We start from the raw sequence: 17,509 nt of genomic DNA on the forward strand, positions 1-17,509 counted from the left end.
GTTTATGAGTGGAGTGGCTATGGGGGATCGGCACGATTATGTCGCCCTGGAATGGGTCAAAGGCGAAATCGCGGAAACCCTGAAACAGGCGCGCCAAGCCCTGGAGGCGTACGTCGAGAATCCGCAGGATTCGACGCGCATGCGCTTCTGCCTGACCTATGTGCACCAGGTACACGGCACTCTGCAAATGGTGGAGTTCTACGGCGCTGCCTTGCTCGCCGAAGAAATGGAGCATCTGGCCCAGGCGTTGATGGACGGTCGCGTGGCCAACCAGGGAGAAGCCCTGGAGGTGCTGATGCAGGCCATCCTGCAGCTGCCGGTCTACCTCGACCGGGTCCAGACCGCTCGCCGCGACCTGCCCATGGTGGTGTTGCCGCTGCTCAACGACCTGCGCACTGCCCGCGGCGAGAAACTGCTCTCGGAAACCAGCCTGTTTTCCCCGGACATGTCCGTGCGTGCGCCGGCCTTGTCTGCCGACTCCCTGGGCGAGTTGCGTACCGCGGAGCTACCGGTATTGCTGCGCAAGCTGCGGCAGATGTTGCAAGTGGCCCTGGTCGGGGTGATTCGCAATCAGGATCTGCCGACCAATCTGGGCTATATGGCGCGGGTTTTCGGCCGTCTCGAAACGCTGTGCAAAGACGCGCCGCTTGGCCCGTTGTGGCAGATCGCCTCGGGTCTGGTCGAAGGTCTGGCCTGCGGTGGCGTGGCCAATAGTCCGTCGGTACGCACTCTGCTGCGCGAGGTCGATAAAGAGCTCAAACGTCTGCTCGAACAGGGTGCCGACGGGATCAACCAGCCTGCCGCCGATGAGCTGACCAAGAATCTGTTGTTCTACGTGGCCAAGGCGCCGGCGCAGTCACCGCGCATCAGTGCCTTGAAGGAACAGTTCCGCCTTGACGAGGCGTTACCGGACACCGATATCGTCGATGAGGAGCGGGCCCGTTTGGCCGGCCCGGATCGCGACGCCATGCGCTCGGTGGTCGGCGCGCTGTGTGAGGAGCTGGTGCGGGTCAAGGACAGTCTCGACCTGTTCGTGCGCAGCGACCGTAATCAGGTGGCCGAGCTGGATAGCCTGCTGGCGCCGCTCAAGCAGATTGCCGACACCCTGGCCGTGCTCGGTTTCGGCCAGCCACGCAAAGTCATCCTCGACCAGATCGACGTGGTTCACGGCCTGGCCCTTGGCCGGCAGAAGCCGAGCGATGCCGTGCTGATGGACGTTGCCGGCGCGCTGCTGTACGTCGAAGCGACCCTGGCGGGCATGGTCGGCCCGGTCGCCGACGGTGGCCGCGAAGAGAGCCATCTGCCCACGACCGATGTGGCGCAGATTCACCAGCTGGTGATCAAGGAGGCGCGCAATGGTCTGGAACAGGCCAAGGACGCGATCATCGAATTCATCGCCTCGCAGTGGAATCACGAGCACCTGGCGCGTGTGCCGGCGCTGCTGACCCAGGTGCGTGGCGGCCTGGCCATGATTCCGCTGGCGCGTGCCGCGGAGCTGCTCACCGCCTGCAATCGCTACATCGAGGAGCAGCTGCTGGCGCGCAAGGCCGTGCCGAACTGGCAGAGCCTGGACACCTTGGCCGATGCCATCACCAGCGTCGAGTACTACCTCGAGCGCCTGGCCGAAGACCATGGCAGCCAGGGCGACCTGATTCTCGATGTGGCCGAGGAAAGTCTGGAAAGTCTCGGCTATCCCCTGAAAGAAAAACCCTCGATCCTCGATCCGGTGGCACCACTGCATTCAGGGTTTGCACCGCTTGCCAACCCTCTGGATGACATCGAAGTGCTGGCCGATGAGCCGACTGCACCTCGTGACCCGATTGATCCGCTGGCCGAGCAACCGCAGGCGCAGGTCGAATCCGCGTCGCCCGAGGCGCCGAGCGCCGAGCTCGGCGCCGTTGCGGCCGCGGCCGAACAGCCGCTTGAGGATGACGGCTGGAGCCTGGATCCGCTGGCAACCGATGCGCTGGCGTTCGAGTCGTCGGCACTCGAATCCTTGTCGACCCTCGACCTCAGCGAAGAGCCACAAGTGCCGTTGTCTGCCTCCAGCAGCGATGCCATGCAATTGGACGGCATGCCGCTCGAAGAGCTGAGTCTCGACGAGCTGGACAGCCCTGCCGCTTGGGATGAAGCGGAACTGGCGTCGCTGGGTGTGCCCGAGGTTGAACTGCCGGGCGCGCCGGTGATCGTCGATGAGCCGGCCCCGGTGGCCGACAAGCCGTTGTCGCTGGCCGATGTCATGGCCGCGCCGTTGCAGGCGATCAATCCGCCGGCCAGCGATGTGCCGCCCAGTTTGCTGCCACCGCCGGCCGATGAGGAGCCGGTCGACGAAGAATTGATGGAGGTTTTTGTCGAAGAAGCCGGCGAAGTGCTGGAAACCATCGGCGAGTTTCTCCCGCAATGGTGTGCCGACACGGGCAACACGGACGCCTTGATCGAAATCCGCCGGGCCTTCCACACCCTCAAGGGCAGTGGCCGCATGGTTCGGGCGCTGGTCATCGGCGAGTTGGGTTGGTCGATCGAGAACCTGCTCAATCGAGTGCTCGATCGCAGCATTCAACCGACTGCCGAGGTGCTGCAGGTAGTGGCCGACGTGGTTGCGCTAATGCCGACACTGGTCGATGAGTTCTCCGCCAAGGCCCAGCGTCAGCGTGACGATGTCGACCTGCTGGCCGCCACCGCGCATGCGCTGGCGAAAGGCCGGAGCCTGGCAGCAGCCGATGCCCCGGTTGCCCCGCCAGCCCCGCTTGCGGGTGAAGCCGAGGTCGCAACGGCAGTCGATGAACAGGCCGAAGCGCTCAATGGCGAGCCCCTCGATCCGCAGCTGTTGGAGATTTTCCGTAACGAGGCGGAAACCCACCTCGATACCCTGGTCGGCTTTATTGCCGATTGTGCTCAGGTATTGCCGCAGCCGGTCACCGACGACCTGCAGCGTGCCTTGCACACCCTCAAGGGCAGTGCCTACATGGCCGGGATTCTGCCGATAGCGGAGATAGCTGCGCCGCTGGAAAAAATGGTCAAGGAGTTCAAAAGCAACCTGGTCCCCATGGATCTGGCCGAAGCCGAATTGTTGAGCAGCGCCGAGAAACTGTTTCGTCTGGGCCTGGAGCAACTGGAGACTCAGCCTCTGGCGCCTCTGCCCGGGGCCCCGGAATTCCTCGAACGTGCGCACAAACTGCATCAGGATCGCCTCGCCGCCGCGCAAAGCAGTCGCCAGAGCGAGCAGGGCGAGACCCGCGACCCGCAGCTGATCGGCATCTTCCTCGCCGAGGGCATGGATATCCTGCTGGATGCCGAGGCTTTGCTGCAGCGCTGGCGTGAGCACCCGTCCGAGCGTCAGGAACTGAGTGCCCTGCTCGACGAGCTGACGACCCTGGGGCGCGGCGCGGAAATGGCCGAATTGCCGCAGATCGATGAACTCTGTGAAGCCCTGCTCGACCTTTATGGGGCGGTGGAAGAAGGCAGCCTGGCGGTCAGCGAGCGCTTCTTCAGCGAGGCCGAACAGGCGCATGAAGCACTGATCAGCATGATGGATCAGGTCGCCGCCGGTTTGCAGGTCAGTGCCGAGCCTGCGCGGGTCGAGGCGTTGCGCAGCCTGCTCGCTGAGGCGCTGGATCCGCGTGCGCTGGCACTGTTGTCCGCGGAAGGTCAGGCGGGGCTGGATATCGTCGAACTGGATGCCGCCACCGCGGCGCTCGAGCACGCCCGTTGGCCGGGCGAAAGTGAGGGCGAGGTTGCAACGGAAGCCGAGGTGCAGGTCGATGAAGACGCCGTCTTCATGACCGAGTCGGCACCTGCTGCGCCGTCATCCCCTAATGAGGCGCTGAGTAATGAGGCGCTCGACGCCGAAATGGTCGAGATCTTTCTCGAGGAAGCCGTCGACATTCTGGAGAGTGCAGGTCAGGCGTTGCAGCGCTGGCGTGCCGAACCGGACAGCAAGGCCGCGCTATCGTCCCTGCAACGTGATTTGCACACCCTCAAGGGCGGCGCACGGATGGCCGAAATCCGTCCGATTGGCGACCTCGCCCATGAGCTGGAGTCCTTGTACGAAGGCCTGGTGGATCGGCGCTTCAGCCATTCCCCGGCGCTCGTTGCGCTGCTGCAGCACAGCCATGACTGCTTGGCCGTGTTGCTGGAGCAGCTGCAAAGCCAGTCCGAGTTGCAGCAGCCGGACGAACTGATCGAGGCGATTCGTTGCTTCCGCCAGGGTGGAGGTGCACAGAGCTTGTCAGCCGCGGCCACGGCCCCGGAGACTGATCCCGAAGCCGAAGCCGAAGCCGAAGCCGAAGCCGAAGCCGAGTTGGAGGACAATGGCAGCGAGCTGCCGCCAGTGTCGCTGTTGCCGCAAGTCGAAGACGAGATCGAGCCGAGTCTGCCGGCCGAGGAGCCGCAGCCGGCTCTCGCCGCAGCGCCTGCGGAGTTGGTTCCGACCGACCTGGATCCTCCGTCGGAGGCATTCGTGCAACCAGCGGCACTTGAGCGCGAGGACGGGCCCGATCAGGAACTGGTGGATATCTTCCTCGAGGAGGGCTTCGACATTATCGACAGCTCCGGCGCGGCCCTGCAGCGCTGGATGGACGACGTCGACAACAGCCTCGAACTGGAATCTCTGCAACGCGACCTGCACACCCTCAAGGGTGGCGCGCGCATGGCGGAAGTCCGCGAGGTCGGCGACCTCGCCCATGAACTCGAATTTCTTTACGAAGGCCTCGGTGATGGTCGCCTGCGCCCTAGCCGGGAGCTGTTCGGCCTGCTCCAGGCTTGCCACGACCGTCTGGCCGAGATGCTCGACGCGGTGCGGGGCAAACGCACGGTAGCCAGCGGCGATGCGCTGATCGAGACGATCAAGCTGTTTCGCGCCAACCCGGACCAACAACTGAGCATGCCGTCTGCCGTGCAGCTCAAGGCGGTAGTGGAAAGTCAGGACGATGACGAGTCGGATATCCTCGACATCTTCCTGGAAGAGGCCGACGAACTGCTGGAAGCGATGGAAGCGGCCATGGGTCGCTGGGACGAGCGTCGCGACGATAGTGCTGCGGTCGATGACATGTTGCGCGTCCTGCATACCCTCAAGGGTGGCGCTCGGCTGGCCGGGCAGAACCGCTTGGGCAACCTGACCCATGACCTGGAGTCACACCTGAGCGAGGCCCTGCTGCAAGGCGCGCCTTGGCCGGAAAGCCTGTTCCTCGATGTGCAATCGGGTTTCGAGGGCCTGCAGAAAGAACTCGATCAATTGCGCCAGCGCCTGCAAACCAGTCTCGCCGCGGAAGACAGTGCGGCGGTTGTCGCACCGACCGTTGCACAAGTGTCCGGCCTGGCGGCGCCTATAGTCGCGGCCAGCGACCTGCCGGCTCGCGAACTGGTGGCCAAAGTTCTGCCGTTCGTTCGCCGTGCCCAAGAGGCTGCGCAGGAAGCCGCCGCCCGCCGCGCTCCGCAGGAGCTGGTCAAGGTACCGGCCGAACTGCTCGAAGGTCTGGTCAACCTGGCCGGTGAGACCTCGATCTTTCGCGGTCGGGTCGAGCAGCAGGTCAGCGATTTCGGTTTCACCCTGAGCGAGATGGAAGCGACCATCGACCGGGTGCGCGATCAGCTGCGCCGCCTGGATATCGAAACCCAGGCGCAGATCCTCAGCCGCTACCAGGCCGAGGCCGAGCGCGCCGGTTACGAAGATTTCGATCCGCTGGAAATGGACCGTCACTCGCAGCTGCAGCAGCTGTCGCGGGCGCTGTTCGAGTCGGCCTCCGACTTGCTCGATCTGAAAGAAACCCTGGCCATGCGCAGCCGCGACGCGGAAACCCTGTTGTTGCAACAGGCGCGGGTCAATACCGAGCTGCAGGAAGGCTTGATGCGCACCCGCATGGTGCCCTTCGATCGTCTGGTCCCGCGGTTGCGGCGAATCGTCCGGCAGGTCGCTGGCGAGCTGGGCAAGCAGGTCGAGTTCGTCCTCGGCAACGCCGACGGCGAGATGGACCGTAGCGTGCTCGAACGCATTGTCGCGCCGCTGGAGCATATGCTGCGCAACGCGGTCGACCATGGCATCGAGTCGGCCGAGGTGCGTCGCGCGGCCGGCAAGCCGGAGCAGGGCACTATCCGCCTGAACCTCGGCCGCGAGGGCGGCGATATCGTCCTGACCCTCAGCGACGATGGCGGCGGGATCAGGCTCGATGCCGTGCGGCGCAAGGCCATTGAGCGTGGTCTGATGGACGAGGAGTCGGATCTGAGCGATCACGAAATCCTCCAGTTCATCCTCGAAGCCGGTTTCTCCACCGCCGAGGCGGTCACCCAGATTTCCGGGCGTGGCGTCGGCATGGACGTGGTGCATTCCGAGGTCAAGCAACTCGGCGGCTCCATGAGCATCGACTCGACGCAGGGCGAAGGAACTCGTTTCGCCATCCGCCTGCCGTTCACCGTGTCGGTCAACCGGGCGCTGATGGTGTTGTCGGGCGAAGACCTGTATGCCATCCCGCTGAACACCATCGAAGGCATCGTGCGGGTTTCGCCCTACGAGCTGGAAGCCTATTACGCTCCGGATGCACCGCGCTTCGAGTACGCCGGTCAGGCCTACGAGTTGCGTTATCTCGGCGACCTGCTGAATAACGGCCAGCAACCCAAGCTGGTTGGCCAGAGCCTGCCTCTACCGGTGATTCTGGTGCGCTCCAGCGAACACGCGGTGGCGGTGCAGGTCGACTCCCTGGCCGGTTCCCGCGAGATCGTGGTGAAGAGCCTCGGGCCGCAGTTCGCCGGGGTGCATGGCATTTCCGGGGCGACCATTCTCGGTGACGGTCGCGTGGTGGTGATTCTCGACCTGCTGGCCACCATCCGCGTGTTGCATGCGCATCTGCTCAATCAACTGCACCCGCGCATGGTCGGCCACACGGCGAGCGCCGCGGAAATCGAAGCGGATCGGCCGACCCTGGTCATGGTAGTGGACGACTCGGTCACCGTACGCAAGGTCACCAGCCGTCTGCTCGAGCGTAACGGCATGAACGTATTGACGGCCAAGGACGGCGTTGACGCCATTTCCCAGTTGCAGGAACACAAGCCCGACATCATGTTGCTGGACATCGAAATGCCGCGCATGGACGGTTTCGAAGTGGCGACCCTGGTGCGTCACGATGAGCACCTGAAAGACCTGCCGATCATCATGATTACCTCGCGTACCGGTGAGAAACACCGCGAGCGAGCGCTGGCCATCGGGGTCAACGAATACCTCGGCAAACCCTATCAGGAGTCGTTATTGCTCGAGAGCATTGCCAAGCTGGTGGATCGCCGCCCGACCGATCGCGGCCCGACTGATCGCCGTCCGGGTACGCCAACATGACGGAGAACAGCGTGGCACGCATTGCGGTCATTGCCGACACTGCCCTGCAGCGCCATGTGCTGCAACAGGCGTTGGCCGGAAGTGGCTATCAGGTAGTACTCAATAGCGATCCGGCGCGTCTGGACGAGGCGACCCTGGCAGCCTGCGAGACCGATCTGTGGCTGGTCGACCTGGCCCAGTCCGAGGATCTTCCGCTGGTCGACGACCTGATGGAAAACGCCAGCGCGCCTATTCTGTTTGGCGAAGGACATGCCCCGGAACGGCATTCGGAAAATTATCCGCGTTGGGAGCGTCGTCTGTTTGGCAAGCTGAAGAAGCTGATCGGCGACCCCTCGCAAGCGGTTGGGCCCAGCCTGCAGGCGTTACTGGCCGAGGCGCAGCGGCCAGCGCGTCTGGACTTGCCCCAGGTGCTCGCGGATACGCCGCTGGTGGTCGGGGAGCCGGCGCGACAGGTCTGGTTGCTGGCCGCCTCACTCGGCGGTCCGGCGGCGGTCAAGGCGTTCCTCGACGCCCTGCCTGGCGGTTTGCCGGTGGCTTTCGTCTATGCCCAGCATATCGACCCCAGTTTCGAGTCGGCGCTGCCGCAGGCGGTTGGTCGGCATAGCCAATGGCGCGTCAATCCGGCGCGTCACGGCGATGCGCTACGTTGTGGCGAGGTGGTGGTGGTGCCGATCAGTCGTGAGCTGGGTTTCAGCGACGAAGGCGCCATGCAGATCAGCGAGCGCGCCTGGCCAGAACCCTACAGTCCGTCGATCGATCAGATGATGCTCAATCTTGCCCAGCATTTTGCCGGGCTTTGCGGCGTCATTGCGTTCAGTGGCATGGGCAGTGACGGCTCTGCGGCGGCCGCGTATGTGCGGCGTCAGGGTGGGGCCATCTGGACCCAGCGTGGCGACAGTTGCGTCTGCCCGAGCATGCCGGAGAGCCTGCGCGAGGGCGGTTACAGCAGCTTCAGCGGCGACCCTCGAGAGCTGGCCGCAGGGCTGGTCAGTCATCTGGCCGAGCAATGCCGTGAAGCCGAAGAGCTTCAACCCATACAACAGACAACTGGGGCATAGCCTTTTCATGAGCCAAGTCGTAGCCACCCCGAATACCGTCAACAGCCTGACCGCCCTGTTGGTGCCGCTGGCCGACCGCAGTCTGTTGTTGCCCAACGTAGCCGTCGCCGAACTGGTTGCCTATCGTACGCCGCAAGTCAGTCCTGGAATGCCGGCCTGGTTTCTCGGTCAGGTTGCTTGGCGTGACCTGAGCCTGCCGCTGTTGTCGTTCGAGGCGGCCTCCGGTGGTCAGGCGCAGGTCGGTTCCGCCGCGCGCGTGGCGATCATCAACGCCCTGGGCGGGCGTGCCAAGGTCAAGTTCATCGCCTTGCTGGTCCAGGGTATCCCGCGCTCGGTGAAGGTCGGTACCGAACTGCTGCGCGCCGATGTGCCGCTGTCACCGCTGGAGCTGGACGCAGTGGTGATTGGCGAGGATGTGCTGAAGATTCCCGATCTGATCGGCCTGGAGCAGAAGCTGGCGGATGCCGGGTTGATCTGAGAAAGAGTGAAAAACTCGCCTACTGCGTCCCATCACCTCGAGCCGTCCTTAGGGTGCCACTCGCCGCAGGCAGTGCACCATTGGTTTATCGGTGTGACACAACAGCTGGCGGGTTGTCGCTGCGCTCCGATCGGACCGCCGCCCGGACCAGGCAGTGCGCCGTCGATCACCAGTACGACACAGCTCCGGCGGGCTGCCGCTGCGCCACGGGCTGTTGAAAAACTACCTGCGTTGCTGATCCTGGGTTAACAACGCCCTGTGAGCAGTTTTTAGAAGTCCCCCCACAGCTGCTGCGCGACGCTCAGCGCCACCACCGGTGCGGTTTCCGTGCGCAGTACCCGTGGTCCCAGGCGTGCGGCGTTGAAGCCGGCATTTTTTGCTTGCGTCACTTCGGCATCCGCCAGGCCGCCTTCCGGGCCGATCAGAAAGGCCAGCGATTGCGGTTTGCCGTGACTGGCCAGTGGCTCGGCAACCGGATGCAGCACCAGTTTCAACTCCGCCTCGACCTGGCCGAGCCAGTCGCTCAGGCCGAGCGGCGGGTGAATGAGCGGAATCACCGAGCGGCCGCATTGTTCGCAGGCACTGATCGCCACCTGGCGCCAATGGGCCATGCGCTTGTCGGCACGCTCGTCCTTCAGGCGCACCTCGCAGCGCTCGCTGACAATCGGGGTGATGGCATTGGCCCCCAGTTCGCTGGCCTTCTGGATCGCCCAGTCCATCCGCTCGCCGCGCGACAGGCCCTGGCCCAGGTGGATATGCAGCGGCGATTCGGCCAGACCGGCGAAGGTTTCACGCAATTCGACGCGCACGTTCTTCTTTCCGACTTCAATCAGTTCGCCGAGAAACTCGTTGCCGCTGCCGTCGAACAATTGCACGGCATCGCCGGCCGCATGGCGCAGCACGCGGCCGATGTAGTGGGCCTGGGTTTCCGGCAACTGATGCTGGCCGAGAGAGAGCGGGGCGTCGATAAAGAAGCGGGATAGGCGCATAGGGGCGAACCTGAAGCAAAGGCGCAAATTCTAGCCGTAGGGTGCGCTGTGCGCACCGGTTTCCGTAGGGTGGATGACGCTCTTTTCATCCACCGCAATATCGCAATGGTGGATGGGTGAAGCGTCCACGACTCATGTCGTCAACCCGGATCGCGAAAGTCCGGATACTGGGTATTGCCCACGGCCACGCTGACCGAGTTGCGCGTGGCGATATCGATGCCTTCGCTGGCGACCTCGGCGAGGAAATCGATCTGCTCCTCGGTGATCACGTAGGGCGGCAGGAAATACACCACGCTGCCCAGCGGGCGCAGCAGGGCGCCCCGTTGCAGGGCATGCTGGTAAACCTTGAGGCCGCGCCGTTCCTGCCAGGGGTAGGCGGTCTTGCTCGCCTTGTCCTGGACCATTTCGATGGCCAGGGCCATGCCGGTCTGGCGCACCTCGGCAACGTGCGGGTGATCGACCAGGTGCGCGGTGGCGCTGGCCATGCGCGCGGCCAGGGCCTTGTTGGCCTCGATGACGTTGTCCTGCTCGAAGATGTCCAGGGTCGCCAGCGCCGCGGCACAGGCCAGCGGATTGCCGGTGTAGCTGTGCGAATGGAGAAAGGCACGCAGGGTGTTGTAGTCGTCGTAGAACGCCTGGTAGATGGTGTCGGTGGTCAGGCAGGCGGCCAGCGGCAGGTAGCCGCCGGTCAGGGCCTTGGACAGGCAGAGGAAGTCCGGGCGGATGCCGGCCTGCTCGCAGGCGAACATGGTTCCGGTGCGACCGAAGCCGACGGCGATCTCGTCGTGGATCAGGTGCACGCCATAGCGGTCGCAGGCCTCGCGCAGCAGCCTGAGGTAGACCGGGTGGTACATGCGCATACCGCCGGCGCCCTGGATCAACGGCTCGACGATCACCGCCGCCACCTCATGGCCGTGCTCGGCCAGGGTCTGTTCCATGTGGGCGAACATGGCCCGCGAGTGGGCTTCCCAGCTCATGCCGTCGGGGCGCAAATAGCAGTCCGGGCTGGGCACCTTGATGGTGTCCAGCAACAGCGCCTTGTAGGTGTCGGTGAACAGCGCGACATCGCCAACCGACATGGCCGCGATGGTTTCGCCGTGGTAGCTGTTGGTCAGGGTGACGAAGCGCTTCTTCTCGGGCTTGCCGACGTTCAGCCAGTAGTGAAAGCTCATCTTCAGCGCAACTTCGATACAGGATGAGCCGTTGTCTGCATAGAACACCCGGTCGAGTCCGGCCGGGGTCAGCTTGACCAGGCGCTCGGACAGCTCGATCACCGGCTGATGGCTGAAGCCGGCGAGGATCACGTGTTCCAGTTGGTCGACCTGGTCCTTGATGCGCTGGTTGATCCGCGGGTTGGCGTGGCCGAACACATTGACCCACCAGGAGCTGACCGCGTCGATGTAGCGCTTGCCGTCGAAGTCTTCCAGCCATACCCCTTCACCGCGTTTGATCGGCACCAGGGGCAGTTGTTCGTGGTCTTTCATCTGGGTACAGGGATGCCAGAGCACATTCAGGTCGCGCTGCATCCAGTGGTCGTTCAGGCTCATCTAGGGTCTGTTCCCGTTTCAATTCGCAGGGCTGCGCGGGACATGGCCCCCGCTGTTGTTGCAGGACTTGGCAAGGGAGCGACGCATTACCTGCGTCCTGCGCCTAACCGGGGGCCATTTCTCGCTGCAACGCGGTTCGCGATGAAACGGGAACAGACCCTCGGCTCTCTTGATCATCTGCGCCAAGCCTATCAGATGCCTGCCTGCTCATGGGCGCCACGGCCGGCCGGAGCGGTGATCGCGGTAGCGCCGATTATCCGCGCCGGGATACCGCTGGTAGGCATTTACTGAACTTCCGGCAGGTCGGGCCAACCAATTCCATCGGGGAAAAATTCCAGGTTTACACATCGTATTTCTCGATATTTCAAAGCGAAAAATTCCGCTTTTAATCGATAGATTTACGGCTACCCTTGCCTGATCATTTTTTTAGCGAACTTTCTGTGCGGAGCCTTACCGATGCAGTGGCGCAACACTCCCTCACATTACGGCTTGATCAGCATTGCCTTGCATTGGCTGGTGGCGGTGGTGGTCTTTGGCCTGTTTGGTCTGGGTTACTGGATGGTTGGCCTGGACTACTACAGCAGCTGGTATAAAACCGCGCCGGACCTGCACAAGAGCATTGGCATCCTGCTGTTCGTGGTGATGCTCGGGCGCATGCTCTGGCGCCTGCTCAGTCCGCCGCCGGTCAGCTTGCCCAGCCATGATCGGCTAACCCGCCTGGGCGCCCGGTTCGGTCACGCCTTTCTCTATCTGGGCTTGTTCGTGTTGATGGTGTCCGGCTATCTGATTTCCACCGCCGACGGCCGGGGTATCGGGGTATTCGGTCTGTTCGAGGTGCCGGCGACCATCACCAGCATCCCCAATCAGGAAGATGTGGCCGGCCTGGTGCATGAATACCTCAGTTGGGCCCTGGTGATTTTTGCCGGTATCCACGCCCTGGCCGCCCTGAAACATCACTTTGTCGACCGTGACCGCACGCTGACTCGCATGTTTGGTCGCTGACTGCCTTTCTGGTGCGTGGAATGACCCGCGTGCCGATTTACCCAACCTCACAAGGAGAACGCCCATGTTGAAGAAAACCCTCGCCGCCCTGGCTCTCGGTTCCGCTCTGCTCGGCGCTGGCCATGCCACGGCCGCCGATTACGTCATCGACACTGAAGGGCAGCACGCTTTCGTCAATTTCAAGATCAGCCACCTGGGCTACAGCTGGCTGTACGGCACTTTCAAGGAGTTCGATGGAGGCTTCAGCTTCGACGACAAGAACCCGGAAGCCAGCAAGGTCAATGTCACCCTCAAGACTCAGAGCGTCGACACCAATAATGCCGAGCGCGACAAGCACATCCGCAGCGGCGATTTCCTCAACGTCAGCGAACATCCGACGGCGACCTTCGAGTCCACGTCGGTGAAGTCCACCGGCGAAGGCACGGCCGACATCACCGGCAACCTGACACTCAATGGCGTGACCAAACCGGTGGTGATCGCCGCCACGTTCATTGGTCAGGGCGATGATCCGTGGGGCGGTTACCGCGCCGGGTTTGCCGGCAGCACCATGCTCAAGCTGAAAGATTTCGCCATCGAGAAGGATCTCGGCCCGGCGTCCTCGGAAGTCGAGCTGATCATCTCGGTAGAAGGCGTGCGCAAGTAAGGATGGGGCGGGCGGCGTAGGCTAGGCGCTGCGATACCCGGCCGTGTTGGGCTTCGCCTGGCCCAGCCCAGCCTGCGATCTAAAACGAAAACGCCGCCCCTGGGGGCGGCGTTTTCGTATGCGCTTAGCTGACAATCACTCTTCGCGATTGCGCGTCAGCAGGGCGGGCTTCTCAGTTCTCGGTCGGCTGTTGTTGGCCAATTCGTCGAGCTGCTCGGGCGTCGGGAAGCGGTCGAGCCGCGAACCCTTGTGCACGATTACCGGCTGCTTATCGCGTGGGCTTTTCACTGCCGCTTCCTGGCGTGGCAGCTCGTCGCGATTAAGCGAGGTGGTGCGGGTGTCACGCGGTGGCCGCGCACGGCCGGCGCCATTGCGGCCCTGGCCGCCAGCACCGCCAGCACTGCCGGAGCCCTGACGGCGACCGCCAGCAGCACTGCCGGCCGAATTGCTGCGTGGACCTTTGCTGGCTGGGCGTGGAGCTTGGCCGACGCCATTGCTGGCGCTGGGGCCGCTTGCTGCTGCAGGCGCACCGGGCCGACGGCCACGGTTCTGCTGCTTGTTGTTCTGGTTCGGACTGACATAGTCGGCCCGATTACCGAAGTTATCGATTTCGTCGTCGCGGAATTCATCCGGTGCCCTATCCGGCGGCAGGGCAGGTACTGCCGGCGCGGCGGCGCGACCGGTCTGCGCCGTGCGTGGCTGCTGCGAACGGGCGGCCTGAGGCTTGGCCTTGCCGCTGTCCTTGCCCTTGTCCTTGCGACCGCCGCCGTGGCGTTCGCCTGCGGGCTTGGCACCGCGGGGCTGGCGTGGTTTCTGCGGCTCGCGCACTTCCGGGCGCTCGGCCTCGACCGTGCTGGCGTCGAAACCGAGCAGGTCGCCGTCGGCGATCTTCTGCTTGGTCATCCGCTCGATGCCCTTGAGCAGTTTTTCTTCATCGGGCGCGACCAGCGAGATCGCCTCACCGCTACGGCCGGCGCGGCCCGTGCGACCGATGCGGTGGACGTAGTCTTCCTCGATATTCGGCAATTCGAAGTTGACCACATGGGGCAACTGGTCGATGTCCAGGCCGCGGGCGGCGATGTCGGTGGCGACCATGATCCGTACGTTACCGGCCTTGAAGTCGGCCAGGGCCTTGGTGCGGGCATTCTGGCTCTTGTTGCCATGGATCGCCACGGACGCCAGGCCGTGCTTGTCAAGGTACTCGGCCAGGCGGTTGGCACCGTGCTTGGTGCGGGTGAACACCAGCACCTGTTCCCAGGCGCCGGCGCTGATCAGGTGGGCGAGCAGGGCGCGCTTGTGGCTGGCCTGCAGGCGGTACACGCGCTGTTCGATGCGCTCGACCGTGGTGTTCGGCGGCGTGACCTCGATGCGCTCGGGGTTATGCAGCAGCTTGCCGGCGAGGTCGGTGATGTCCTTGGAGAAGGTCGCCGAGAACAGCAGGTTCTGCCGTTTGCTCGGCAGGCGTGCGAGGACCTTCTTCACGTCATGCACGAAGCCCATGTCGAGCATGCGGTCGGCTTCGTCCAGCACCAGGATTTCCACGTGGGACAAATCCACGGCGCGCTGGCCGGCCAGGTCGAGCAGACGGCCGGGGCAGGCCACCAGGACGTCGACGCCCTTGGCCATGGCTTGCACCTGGGGGTTCATGCCGACGCCGCCGAAGATGCAGGTGCTGACGAATTTCAGGTCACGGGCATAGACCTTGAAGCTCTGGTGGACCTGGGCAGCCAGTTCGCGGGTGGGGGTCAACACCAGTACGCGCGGTTGTTTCGGGCCGTGACGGTGCTCGCGATCCGGATGACCGTTGGGGAACAGCAGTTCGAGGATCGGCAAGGCGAAGCCGCCGGTTTTACCCGTCCCGGTCTGGGCGGCAACCATCAGGTCGCGGCCTTGCAACACGGCGGGAATGGCCCGCTGTTGCACTGGGGTGGGCTGGGTGTAGCCCGCTGCCTCGATGGCGCGGACTAAAGCCTCGGAGAGACCGAGGGAGGCAAAGGACATGAGTAATCCTGTCTAGTGAGGGCGAGGCCCTATGGGGTGTATTGCCTGACTTGAATCGCGTTTGGGGGGCGCAATCCCGTCCGGTACTGCTGGTCTCTGGGGACTAGCATCCGGGCGCAAGCCTGGCGGGAAGGTCGGAGTATAACAGAGCTGCGCCCTTGCGCAGCGTTCACCTGCTTAATGGTTTGCCGTCTGGTTTGCTGGGTGGGCCGCGAGCCGGGCGTGAGCCGGGGTTTTGTAGCGTGCTTGCAGGGCTGCGTAGGCCGGCTCGCGCTTGAACCTGCGCAGTTCGTTGGCGAAGCGTCGGGCCAGCGCTTCAAGCCCGGCATTGCGGCGCAGCGCCAGGTACAGCCGGTCGCGACTGACTACCCGGGGGTGCTGGCGGACATGTTTGTCCAGGCCTGTCTGTGCCAGGACGAAGTGGCCGCCACGGCGGTCGTTGATCACCAGATCGACCCGTTTGCGCACCAGCTTGCCGAAGTTGGCCGCGTGGCTGGGGGCCGGCTCGCGGGTGAACAGGGTGGATTCACGAAAGGCCCGGTCGCTGTACCAGTAGCCGGCGGAGACGCCGATTTTCAGGCCATGCAAATCGGCGAGACGATGGAATGGATGGGGGTTGGCCTTGGCGTAGAACAGGACGAGCTCGACCTGCGACAGCGGTTCGCGGGCAAACAGCATCGAGGCTTCGCGCTCGGGTGTGCGGAAGATGCCCAGGATGCCGTCGGCCTGGCCCTGTTCCATTGCCATCAGGCAGCGGCGCCACGGCAGCAGTTGCCATTCGACCTCGACGCCCAGGCGTTGCAGGACGGTCTGCGCGGCTTCGTAATCGAGGCCGCGCAGTACGCCGTTATCTTCATGGATGTAGGGTGGCCAGGCTTCGCTGACAATGCGCAGCGGCTGACCCGGGGCCGCGAGGCTCAGGCAGGCGAACAGCAGGGTGGCGATTAATTGGCGGTGGAATAATGGCATTGAGCCAGACTACGCGGGCCGCGCGACGCTGAAAAGCGGTCCAATGGTCTTATTCGCGTGGTGAGTTCACAAAACCAGGGGGCATCGCGCCTTCCGGGGAGGGCGCGATGAACCTGTTCAGGTCACCAGTTTGTAGCAGGGCACGTAGGCCGTGTTGCCCGGCAGCTTCATGCGGTGCTGGTCGACGAAAGCCTGCAGCAGGCGATCCAGCGGCTGCATGATGTCCTGGTCGCCGGTGATCTCGTAGGGGCCGTGCTGTTCGATGCGGCGGATGCCCTGGTCTTTGACGTTGCCGGCGACAATGCCGGAGAACGCGCGGCGCAAATGCGCGGCCAGCTCATGCACCGGCTGGTTGCGGGTCAGCTTGAGGCTGGCCATGTTCTCGTGGGTCGGCTCGAAGGGGTGCTGGAAGTGCTCGTCGATCGTCAGCAACCAGTTGAAGTGGAAGGCGTCATTCTGCTTGCGCCGGTACTGCGTGACCTCATGGATGCCTTGCGCCATCTCCCGGGCCACCTGGCTCGGGTCATTGATGATGATTTTGCAGCGCTGCTGCGCTTCGGGGCCGAGGGTGGCGCCGATGAACTCATGCAGCTGCTCGATGTAGGGCGCGGCTTTCTTCGGCCCGGTCATGATCAGCGGGAAGGGCAGGTCCTGGTTGGCCGGGTGCATCAGGATGCCGAGGAAATACAGCAGTTCTTCGGCGGTGCCGGCGCCGCCGGGGAAGATGATGATGCCATGGCCTACGCGGACGAAGGCCTCCAGGCGCTTCTCGATATCCGGCAGGATCACCAGTTCGTTGACGATCGGGTTGGGTGCTTCGGCGGCGATGATGCCCGGCTCGGTCAGCCCCAGGTAGCGCCCGCCGACAATGCGCTGTTTGGCGTGGGAGATGGTCGCGCCTTTCATCGGCCCCTTCATCACCCCGGGGCCGCAGCCGGTGCAGATGTCCAGGCCGCGCAGGCCCAGTTCATGGCCGACGACCTTGGTGTATTTGTATTCTTCGGTGCTGATCGAGTGGCCGCCCCAGCACACCACTATTTTCGGCTCCACGCCGGCGCGCAGGGTGCGGGCGTTGCGCAGCAGGTGAAAGACATAGTCGGTGATGCCCTTCGAGCTGCTGAAGTCCACCCGCTTGTTTTCCAGTTCGCTCTGCGTATAGACGATATCGCGCAGGGCGCTGAACAGCATTTCCCGGGTGCTGGCGATCATTTCGCCGTCGACGAAGGCGTCGGCCGGCGCGTTGCGCAGCTCCAGGCGGATGCCGCGATCCTGTTGATGGATGAGGATCTCGAAGTCCGGGTAGGCTTCCAGGATGGTCTTGGCGTTGTCGCTGTGCGAGCCGGTGTTGAGGATCGCCAGGGCGCATTGGCGGAACAGCGCGTAGACGCTGCCGGAGCCGGTCTCGCGCAGTTGTTGCACCTCGCGCTGCGACAGGGTTTCCAGGCTGCCCTTGGGGGTCACGGTGGCGTTGGTGGTTTTTCTTGTGGCCATTGCGGCGCTC

Annotated in this window: 10 protein-coding genes; 5 read left to right on the forward strand and 5 right to left on the reverse strand. The window is 63.9% G+C overall.

Annotated elements, in window-relative coordinates:
* Positions 1–19: 19 nt before the first annotated feature.
* From R3355_RS16345 to R3355_RS16355, 3 genes are read left to right on the forward strand one after another with little or no spacing between them, the layout of a single operon-like run.
* A complete protein-coding gene (locus tag R3355_RS16345) occupies positions 20–7,321 on the forward strand; it encodes an Hpt domain-containing protein (RefSeq protein WP_318962148.1) in 7,302 nt (2,433 codons plus the stop codon).
* Positions 7,318–8,379 carry a chemotaxis protein CheB gene (locus tag R3355_RS16350; RefSeq protein ID WP_318962112.1) on the forward strand — a complete coding sequence of 354 codons (1,062 nt, stop codon included), beginning with the start codon at positions 7,318–7,320 and terminating at the stop codon, positions 8,377–8,379. Before R3355_RS16345 ends, R3355_RS16350 begins: the two co-directional genes overlap by 4 nt.
* A 7-nt stretch (positions 8,380–8,386) precedes the next feature.
* Positions 8,387–8,857: a chemotaxis protein CheW gene (locus R3355_RS16355; protein ID WP_318947621.1), complete on the forward strand. Its 471-nt coding sequence runs from the start codon at positions 8,387–8,389 to the stop codon at positions 8,855–8,857.
* Between the two features lie 269 nt (positions 8,858–9,126).
* Here R3355_RS16355 and R3355_RS16360 read toward each other — a convergent pair whose 3' ends face one another.
* Together R3355_RS16360 and R3355_RS16365 are read right to left on the reverse strand one after the other, a co-directional pair.
* Entirely contained in the window at positions 9,127–9,846 is a 720-nt protein-coding gene (locus tag R3355_RS16360) for a 16S rRNA (uracil(1498)-N(3))-methyltransferase (RefSeq protein ID WP_318962113.1), read from the reverse strand.
* Positions 9,847–9,986: 140 nt separating this feature from the next.
* Positions 9,987–11,393: an adenosylmethionine--8-amino-7-oxononanoate transaminase gene (locus tag R3355_RS16365; protein WP_318947623.1), complete on the reverse strand. Its 1,407-nt coding sequence runs from the start codon at positions 11,391–11,393 to the stop codon at positions 9,987–9,989.
* A gap of 456 nt (positions 11,394–11,849) precedes the next feature.
* Here R3355_RS16365 and R3355_RS16370 point away from each other — a divergent pair, with 456 nt between their 5' ends.
* Both R3355_RS16370 and R3355_RS16375 read left to right on the forward strand, forming a co-directional pair.
* Positions 11,850–12,395: a cytochrome b gene (locus R3355_RS16370; RefSeq protein WP_318962114.1), complete on the forward strand. Its 546-nt coding sequence runs from the start codon at positions 11,850–11,852 to the stop codon at positions 12,393–12,395.
* Between the two features lie 64 nt (positions 12,396–12,459).
* The gene (locus R3355_RS16375) at positions 12,460–13,038 is read left to right on the forward strand and encodes a YceI family protein (protein ID WP_318962115.1); all 579 of its coding nucleotides are present in this window, start codon (positions 12,460–12,462) and stop codon (positions 13,036–13,038) included.
* A 135-nt stretch (positions 13,039–13,173) separates the two neighbouring features.
* Here R3355_RS16375 and R3355_RS16380 read toward each other — a convergent pair whose 3' ends face one another.
* From R3355_RS16380 to ppnN, 3 genes are all read right to left on the reverse strand, one after another.
* Positions 13,174–15,039 carry a DEAD/DEAH box helicase gene (locus R3355_RS16380; RefSeq protein WP_318962116.1) on the reverse strand — a complete coding sequence of 622 codons (1,866 nt, stop codon included), beginning with the start codon at positions 15,037–15,039 and terminating at the stop codon, positions 13,174–13,176.
* A 177-nt stretch (positions 15,040–15,216) separates the two neighbouring features.
* On the reverse strand, positions 15,217–16,008 hold the full coding sequence (locus tag R3355_RS16385; protein ID WP_318962117.1) for a substrate-binding periplasmic protein: 792 nt from the start codon (positions 16,006–16,008) through the stop codon (positions 15,217–15,219).
* A gap of 117 nt (positions 16,009–16,125) precedes the next feature.
* Positions 16,126–17,499, reverse strand: a complete 1,374-nt coding sequence (ppnN, locus tag R3355_RS16390; RefSeq protein ID WP_318962118.1) for a nucleotide 5'-monophosphate nucleosidase PpnN — start codon at positions 17,497–17,499, stop codon at positions 16,126–16,128.
* Between the last annotated feature and the right edge of the window lie 10 nt (positions 17,500–17,509).

Origin of the sequence: Pseudomonas sp. (assembly GCF_033723075.1) — a bacterium.
Taxonomy (GTDB): Bacteria; Pseudomonadota; Gammaproteobacteria; order Pseudomonadales; family Pseudomonadaceae; genus Aquipseudomonas.